At 43.8% G+C, this 8,648-nt stretch carries 9 protein-coding genes; 5 read left to right on the forward strand and 4 right to left on the reverse strand.

The window, feature by feature from the left end:
• Positions 1 to 187: 187 nt before the first annotated feature.
• Complete coding sequence (locus tag J7E78_RS08800) at positions 188 to 571, reverse strand: hypothetical protein (protein WP_215075860.1); 384 nt, start codon at positions 569 to 571, stop codon at positions 188 to 190.
• Between the two features lie 284 nt (positions 572 to 855).
• On the opposite strand from J7E78_RS08800, the gene J7E78_RS08805 reads away from it, so the two are divergent.
• Positions 856 to 1,005, forward strand: coding sequence for a hypothetical protein (locus J7E78_RS08805; protein WP_215075861.1), 150 nt, complete (start codon positions 856 to 858; stop codon positions 1,003 to 1,005).
• Positions 1,006 to 1,020: 15 nt separating this feature from the next.
• Here the strand turns inward: J7E78_RS08805 and J7E78_RS08810 are convergent, their stop codons facing one another.
• Positions 1,021 to 1,254, reverse strand: a complete 234-nt coding sequence (locus J7E78_RS08810) for a hypothetical protein (RefSeq protein ID WP_017687536.1) — start codon at positions 1,252 to 1,254, stop codon at positions 1,021 to 1,023.
• Complete coding sequence (locus J7E78_RS08815; RefSeq protein ID WP_215075862.1) at positions 1,251 to 2,288, reverse strand: nucleotide-binding protein; 1,038 nt, start codon at positions 2,286 to 2,288, stop codon at positions 1,251 to 1,253. The genes J7E78_RS08810 and J7E78_RS08815 overlap by 4 nt, the downstream gene beginning before the upstream one ends.
• A 936-nt stretch (positions 2,289 to 3,224) precedes the next feature.
• Between J7E78_RS08815 and J7E78_RS08820 the strand changes: the two genes are divergently transcribed.
• On the forward strand, positions 3,225 to 3,959 hold the full coding sequence (locus tag J7E78_RS08820; RefSeq protein WP_215075863.1) for a YitT family protein: 735 nt from the start codon (positions 3,225 to 3,227) through the stop codon (positions 3,957 to 3,959).
• 202 nt (positions 3,960 to 4,161) lie between these two features.
• Here the strand turns inward: J7E78_RS08820 and J7E78_RS08825 are convergent, their stop codons facing one another.
• Positions 4,162 to 4,632, reverse strand: a complete 471-nt coding sequence (locus J7E78_RS08825; RefSeq protein WP_215075864.1) for a DUF2188 domain-containing protein — start codon at positions 4,630 to 4,632, stop codon at positions 4,162 to 4,164.
• A gap of 201 nt (positions 4,633 to 4,833) precedes the next feature.
• Between J7E78_RS08825 and J7E78_RS08830 the strand changes: the two genes are divergently transcribed.
• From J7E78_RS08830 to pabB, 3 genes are all read left to right on the forward strand, one after another.
• A complete protein-coding gene (locus J7E78_RS08830; protein WP_215075865.1) occupies positions 4,834 to 5,634 on the forward strand; it encodes a lipid II flippase Amj family protein in 801 nt (266 codons plus the stop codon).
• 579 nt (positions 5,635 to 6,213) lie between these two features.
• Complete coding sequence (locus J7E78_RS08835) at positions 6,214 to 6,819, forward strand: anthranilate synthase component II (protein ID WP_215075866.1); 606 nt, start codon at positions 6,214 to 6,216, stop codon at positions 6,817 to 6,819.
• A 28-nt stretch (positions 6,820 to 6,847) separates the two neighbouring features.
• Positions 6,848 to 8,644, forward strand: a complete 1,797-nt coding sequence (gene pabB, locus J7E78_RS08840; RefSeq protein WP_215075867.1) for an aminodeoxychorismate synthase component I — start codon at positions 6,848 to 6,850, stop codon at positions 8,642 to 8,644.
• Positions 8,645 to 8,648: the final 4 nt, after the last annotated feature.

The raw sequence follows: 8,648 nt of genomic DNA on the forward strand, positions 1-8,648 counted from the left end.
GGAACATTTAAAGAACCACCGAATGAATCACTCTTAGAAATGTTTGAAGAGATTTACTCAGTGTTCACAGCAAGGAGCAAGTAGGCTTAGCCGCACAGTTGATCAGCATGATAACCAAACTCATTATACTGCGCGTCAGGAGATACCTGCATTGAGCGCGTCTGCCTACACTCAACTGTCGAGTTCATCAAGTTTGTGTCAGATCCATCTGTAGATGCCGACTAAGCTCTTTTTTCACTTCATTCCGCGCAAATGTCCACAGCATATAGAAACGCTGCATATATCCTCTGCACAAATACTGTGTTTCGATACCATCCGTTTCCCGCTTCTCCTCCAGAACCTTGACACCACGGCTTCTCATCTGTTTGCGAAGTGCAAGCATTTCCTTGAGTACATTATTCTGAATACGGGTCAGGGACAGGATGTAGACTTCGGGCATTTTGAGCTGCAACGTATCCAACGTGCGAATATCCCGTTCAAGCACATCCAGCAGGAGGGTGCGTACAACCATGCTTTTAATCAGACGATGGTCTTCATCCGCAGGGGATGGGGCGGAAGGGGAGGATGACATATGTTCACTTCCTTAACCTTTAATTGGAATTATATATTTACAGAACATGTGTTCCTATATTATAATCAATATATGTAATCGAGATACACAATACAACCGAGAAATATTGGAAGAAACCTCTAACGTGTTTTCCTAAAGATACAGATCGTGAATGAGGCTAAGGATTTAAGGACAAGCCTGCTCCAAAATAAGGTATAATTTATGGGTATTGCAGGAAACCTAAGGCCATAAACCAAATAAGCCCAGTCTGCTACAGAAGTCATTACAAGCAATGAATTAAAGCAATGAATTGCAATAATGATTCAAGGATGTCTCGCCTTAACACGATAACGCCAGGTCAACGAGAAGAAGCAGTTGGCAAAATGAGCAACAAAAAAGCCCCTGCCTTGGGCGGCGGGGCCTATGGAATACTGCCGATTCAGCGGCAGGCTTGATGATGTGTTCAGAAATCAAGCAAGATATTGAGGCTTTTCGTAGAACGCCTCTTTTTCAAGGATGACCTTATAAGGTCTTTCCTTGCCCTTCAGGGAGGGCCCAATGGTAGTTAGCGGTACGGCCGGCTTGTGGAAACGATCTTCTTCCTTGGGTTCCGGAACCGGTCGTGATGATTCGGGCGCAGAACTGAGGCGTACCTTTTTTTCGCTGCCCCAGCGCTTGCTTATTTTTTTCGTTTCCGGTTTCATTCCGGTTCGCCTCCTAACAAATCGTTGATGGCGTTGAACAGTTGACGATTCTGTAGGTCAATCTGCTGAAATACCGCCTCATCCGCTTCAATATGTCCAATAATGTGAACGGTAATTACATACCTCTTGGCTACAGGATAGCATAGCAGATACTCTTTCTCAAGGTAATCATCATACAGGTTGATCTTGATCTTGTTTTCCCGGTAAGAATCAATTACCAGGATCCGCTTGGGATCATCCGGTTGTTTGTCGTCGTTAGCGGACAAGTCATACTTTCTTCCCGGTTCTCCAACATTACCACATAATTGCTCAATATAACCACTGTCATCTGTACGGTATATGGCTGTGCCACGTACAGTGAATGGAGGATGAGAGACAAAGGCGGTACGCAGGGCATCGCTCATTCGCTCCAGCATCTTGGCATCTGCTTTGCGGATACGCAGCAATTCCCTAAAGAACCGCAGTAACTTAAGCAGTTGTAACCTTGCTTCTCCCTCAGTGCGTTTATGCTTCTCAATGATGTTTTCTAATTCTGGATCACTCCAGGGTCCTTGCTCCTCAATACTGTCTGCGATTTTGGAACATGCCACGGACACGGCTGGTGCCCACTTTCCGTCAGAACGAATTTCATATACGAGTGGATTTAATCCCAGCAGATCTGTGGGCATACGCAATCCTTCGACCTTGGTCGTGTCCTTGATGTCCGTAATATCCTCAGGAAGAATGAAAAAAATACGTTTTCGCCCCAGACGGCCCATAAACAGACCCATCTCCAGCATTGTATTATCCCGGACCGACGCGTAGTACTTTCCGCGAATTTTGGATATATCATCCGGATGAAAAATAAAAATGGCGAAGTCAGTCGTACGGACCTCTACTTCCAGATCGTCCATGGTATAGCTGCTTGGATTAAAAACCCCGGAGTACCAAGGGGTAACTTCAGCTGAAAAACGTAAGTTTTCGTGTACTGCGGCTGCAATCGGCTTCGCTTCCAGCGAGCAGCCAATAAAGACTCTTGGCTTTAACGTTTTCATCAGTCCGCCTCGCTTAAACCATAGTGGGATTCAATTGTTATATTATACCATAAAAAGCAGAGTGAGTCTGGAAACGTCTGAACTGGACAAAGAATAAGCCGATTACGTTTGCTATAGTGTATGTGCGAAAGGAAAATGATTCCTTTAAAAAGCATAAGAAAATAAAAAAAGGCCTCAATTTGTCACAGTTGGGTGACTGACAGTTATTTTTGGAAGCTTTAGTCATAGAATAAAGGAGCAGGTTGCACCATTAGGAAGCATTGCTTACCCTGGTGTTGCCGTATGACTGCTGGAGTAGTCCAAAGGCTGCTTTATGCCTGTTTTTGAAAGGTCTGCTGTTTAGACCCGGTCACGTTGGTGTTATATAATAGAAAAAGCAAGTTAGCTCTGGTGTTTAAACTGAATGAGCTTGCAACTGCTGTATGTTGGACTTATAAATTACACAAGAACGAAGAGTACAGAAACCCGGCGTTCGTCTATAAGCTATCCGAAAAGAAAGCTGCTTCGGAAGCATAAGCTATCACAGGATTTTTCCCAAAAGGGAAAATGAAATTCAAAAAATCCGGGGATAACAGCGTTCGAAAGAGGGAACTGTAATCGAAGTGGTAAGTGTAAAATTAAATGTTCAAGCTTCTGCAATGTAGTTATTTTTCAGTTTAACTAAGCACAGCTAACACAACAGAACAGAAAGGATCAGGATACCATGAGTCCCCGAAGGACAATCTCCCCAAGGACAATCTGGAAACGTTACGATCTCTCATACACATAGCGCCCCTTGTAGAGTACACCAACCGATTTCAAAAAAACGGCTGACTCTGCGAAAGAGGGGATTGGAATGAATATTCGAAGGACGTACACGATGATTTTTTCCAGGCTTGCCTTTTGCAGGGCACGGTCGGTCTAAAAAACCAACCTACAAACTGCGAGGGAACCTGAATGAAGAGAACATCGTTAACCTTACAACACGTTAAAACAGAGGCGATCAAATTCGCTATTATGCTACTTGGTACATTTATTTTGGCATTTGCCTATTATCACATTAACTTTCAGAATCATTTATCGGAGGGCGGATTTGTCGGTCTGGCCTTACTGGGGAAATACGCAACCGGCTTATCACCTGCCATCGGTATGTTGTTACTGGACATTCCGGTCATGATCCTGGCCTGGTTCCTCAAAGGCTGGAAATTCATGATTCAGGCATTGCTTGGCGTCGGTGCATTTTCCCTATTCTATGACGGCTTCGAACGATATTCCACACTGGTGATTTCGTTTAACGGTAATCTGTGGATTCCTGCACTTTTATCCGGTGTATTGACCGGGGTAGGGGCTGGAATCGTGCTTCGATTCGGCGGAGCGACAGGCGGAGATGATATACTCGCCGTGCTGGTTAGCCGCTGGAAGGGATGGAAGCTGGGAACAGTTTTCTTTGTCAGTGATGCTTTTGTATTGGGATTGTCACTTTTCTTTCTTCCGGTAAAAGAAACTTTATATACGATTCTGGCCGTCTGGATTGCCAGCAAGGTCATTACGTACGTTGTTAGTGTTCCGGCGCGGGGAACCTTTGTTACGACTTCCGCTGTGAAAATGCCGATACCATCCGTTGCAGCCAAGGCAGTTAACGCTGCTGCTGTTTCACAACGGACTACGGTGGCTAGAGGGGTATCCCATTAACCATACGTTTCAGAACAACCATAACCTGTATGCATCATATTCAGGCCTTGATTAGTTAAAGTTCATATAAAATCCCCTTTGTCTGCTCTTCAGTAGCAAAAGGGGATTTTATTGTTTTCGCTTATGGAATGATTTATATTCGCTGAACTGTGGATGACAGCCCACTGTGAATACAACCATTTTCCGAGGTCATCCGATTTATTCAGGGCTTGATCGAAGAAGCAATCTGACCATCCTGATTATGAATAATGGCCCGAATGTTTTGTTTGCTACTGAGTTCTTTGGCCTTATCCACAGCTTCTGCCTTAGTATCAAATGTGGACAGATAGGTAGACTTTCCTTCTTCCTTGATCGCCCAGCCTGAGTCGGTAGGCACGACATGGATGTTATCATGACTTTTGGACGAAGAAACGGGCTCAGAATGACGACGATCCGTGGAAGACGACTTATTGGGGTTGGAATGTTCGGAAGAAGATGTGGAGTCCGATTTCGAACTTTCCGGCACGGGATGGTTTTCATCCCATTCTTCCGCTTTAGCTGTCGCTATAGCAATCGAGCGCCCTTCCTCATACCCGTCATCGAGCAGAGCATTGGCAATCTCAATGGCTTTATGTCTGACACGTGGTTCCAGGTTCTTCATGGATACCGGATAATCCTGTTTGTTCCAAGGCATATGAACCCCTCCTGTACAATAATGGATTAGTTGTATATTACCCTGTGAGGGGAGGGATAAACGATAAACGGGACGGTCAGTGTATGTGATTAAGGATGATCCAGAAGCGTCTCGTTTCTATACTTTTGCAAGCCGGAGGAGTATAATGCTGTCCATGAAAGAAATAAGTTCAATAACAGGAAGATAAAGGAGTACATACATATGTTTAGTCTTAGCCTGGCAATCCCTATGCTGTTTACCATGCTGATTCATGCCGCAGATAGCTTGTCATACGCGCTCCGCCTTGGTGGTTTACGCACCCGCAGAATCGCGCTGGCCATTTCATTGGCAGGTATCTTGCTGCTGGTCTCTCGAACCTCGAATATGGCCCAGGGTCCAATGGTAGGTAATCTGGTGGATACCGCGACACGTGGAGCCAATCCACACTTTGCAGCACAACTGCATTGGTTAATGGGTGCGGCAACAATAGGAACAGCATTAGCCATATTATGTTTCCCAACCATGGTGAAGCTCTCTTCGAGAATGGTCGTACATTTTGAAGCAGCCGGTTCCATCCCTGCAATGGTCCGCGGTATGCTGAAACGAAGCAAGATTAGAAATGCAATGTATTACATCACCCCGCCATCGTGGAAGATGGCCAAACGATTGGTAAGGCATGGGATGCCAAGAAGGTTAATGTTGCTGAATGTAGCTGTAACCGCAATCTACACCACGGGTGTTCTGTCCAGCTTGTACGCAGCTTACCTTTATCCAGCGCAAGCTGTAGCTGCATCCCAATCAACAGGGTTAATTAACGGAATAGCGACTATTTTATTAACCATCCTGATTGATCCACGGATTTCCCTGCTCAGTGACAAATCATTACGTGGCGAGATTCGTTTGGATCGGATGAATCAGATCTACGGCTGTATGCTCGTATCCCGTCTGTTCGGTACAGTTTTAGCACAGTTGTTATTAATTCCATTTGCGTATTGGATCGGTTGGATTGTAAGTATGATGTGATAGAGGCTGGCCTTATCAGGAATGTATTCATACATCCTGAGGGCCAGTTTTTTATGATTCCGGCTCAAAGTGAATCATAAAAAAGACAAAAAAACTTATTTTATATTGAAAATTTACATAATAGGTTATCAAACTGCAAAATATTTAAAACAACAGTGGTATACTTGTTTAATATGGGTTATTATGAAATAGGGATTGGTTTTCACTTTAATTCCCAACAATTGAGAATATTACATGATACATAATGTTACGCTTCAGATAACTTCCATTTTTTACCACAAAAAGGCAACCAGACGTCGTTCTCTTTGCTTCTCCTTTACAAGTCACTTTTTCCGGAAATCAACCCTCTGATCAGATTTCACTAACGCTATAGTGAATATCATTTGCGTATAACACAAAACAATGAACTTCATTAAACCGAACAGTCTGTTTTTTTGGGTCTTCAGGACCTGTATTCTTCTTAACATAACTAAGATCAGAACGGCTATTTATAATGCGTTGTAGACCGAATAGTCAGTCTCCCAGCTCGTAAGTCATCCTTTTCTGGATTTTAATTCAATATTGGAGGGATACCTGCTTATGATCGTCATGATTGATAACTTTGATTCTTTCACGTATAACCTTGTGCAGTACTTCGCTGATTTGGGTGAGAGCGTAAACGTGTATCGTAATGATGCTATTACGGTAAAAGAATTGGAAGAGATATCGCCGAATTATATCGTGATTTCTCCAGGTCCATCTAATCCGTCTAACGCCGGAGTTTCTCTTGAAGTGATTCGATATTTTGCTGGAAAGATTCCAATTCTTGGTGTATGTCTTGGCCATCAGGCTATTGCTCAGGCATTTGGAGGCAAAGTGGAATCAGCAAAGCATCTTATGCATGGCAAAACCTCGGATATCACGCATGATGGCAAAATGTTATTTCAAGGTATGCCTGCCGTGCTGAACGTGGCAAGATATCACTCGCTTATTGTCAATCCGGATCTCCCGGAAGAATTGGAAGTCACCGCATGGTCCAGCGATGGGGAAGTGATGGGACTTCGTCATAAGAAATGGAGTATAGAAGGGGTTCAGTTCCATCCGGAATCCATTATTACACCATCCGGCAAACAGATTCTGGCTAACTTTCTGCAGAACTGTTCTTATCAAAAGACAGGTTCCGACTCAAGTTACGTTACGCTCTAAACTAACTTCTCAAGGAGGTATTCTTTGAATGAATCAATCAGATGTCCATCCGTATATCTTATTTGATTTTGTAGGCGAGGATCGTTGTAAACAGCGCAAAATCTTCAGGAATCCTGTTGAAGTCATTAAAGCTACATCCATTGAAGAGGTAAAACCAGCGTTGCGGCAGATTCAGGATGCTGTTGATAAGGGATATTATGCAGTAGGTTATGTGTCCTATGAAGCTGCGCCGGCTTTCGATCCCGCTTTTCGAGTTCATTCAGATGTGGCTTTACCGCTCATATGGTTTGGTATTTTTGAAGGGTATGATACAGATTATGCATCTTCATCTGATGAATATCGGATCTCAGGATGGGAACCAACGGTTACAGAGAAGACCTATCATCAGAATATACATAAAATTCACGAGGCCATCGCGCGGGGAGACACCTATCAGGTCAATTATACGATGCGTCTTCGGTCGGAATATGAGGGTGACCCTTACGCTTTCTATACAAAGCTATGTGATGCACAACAGGCGGATTACTCAGCCATGCTGCAACTCGGTGATATTAGTATTTTAAGTGCTTCACCTGAATTGTTTTTCAAAAAGAATGGAAATCAACTGGAGACTCGTCCGATGAAAGGAACAGTGAAACGGGGGTTCTACCAGGAACAGGACGACGAATTAGCTGACTGGCTGTATCAATCCCCCAAAAATCGGGCTGAAAATGTGATGATTACGGATTTACTTCGGAATGATCTTAGTGTAATTGCCGAGACGGGAAGTGTGCATGTACCGAGACTTTTCGATATTGAGAAATATTATACTCTGTTTCAAATGACCTCTACCGTTACAGCAAATACCAGGACAAACATACAGTTGGAGGATATGTTCGCAGCACTTTTTCCCTGTGGTTCCATCACTGGAGCACCTAAAATCAGCACAATGGACTTAATATATGAACTGGAAGATACGCCAAGGGAGATTTATTGCGGATCGATCGGCATGTTGAGTCCGGATGGTTCATCCATTTTTAATGTAGCGATTCGGACGGTGTGGATTGATCATCAGCGTAATCAGGCTGAATATGGTGTGGGTGGGGGCATCACCTGGGATTCGACAGCTTCGGATGAATATGCAGAGGCCAAAACAAAAGCGTTGATGCTAACGGAACAAAAGCCATATTTTGAATTGTTGGAATCGCTTCGATTAGAGAACGGGCAGTATTTTCTCTTGGAGAGGCACCTTGACCGGATGATGGATTCTGCATCCTATTTTAACTTTGAGGCGATTAGAGAGGATATTCATAATCAACTGACTGCTTATGCCAGCAAACATTCAACCGGCCTGCATAAGGTCAGAGTTTTGTTATCTCCATTAGGACAAATTTCGGTTGAGAGTACGCCTCTTACTGAAACAAAAGAAACCCAGACGGTAGCTCTCGCGAAATCACCGATCTCTTCCAGTGAGCGTTTTTTATATCACAAGACAACGTATCGGGACATGTACGACGTTCATCGTATGGCGTGTGGAAATGGCTATGATGTTCTGCTGTGGAATGAGCAGAGGGAGCTTACTGAATTCACTACAGGAAATGTTGTCATTGAGCAACAGGGTGAAAAATATACTCCACCTAGAGATAGGGGATTATTAGCAGGCACATTACGAAATCAACTCCTGTATGACGGAGTTCTTGAGGAAAAGGTATTAACATACAGAGACATCATCGAAGCAACAAATATATGGCTCATCAATAGTGTCCGTGGGTGGATCCGCGTTGAAGTTTCACAGGAAAGTCTGGACCATTCGTTACATGAACTCACCATTACCTCAGGGCAGTGAAAGG

This window comes from Paenibacillus polymyxa, from assembly GCF_018614975.1.
Classification (GTDB): domain Bacteria; phylum Bacillota; class Bacilli; order Paenibacillales; family Paenibacillaceae; genus Paenibacillus; species Paenibacillus polymyxa_E.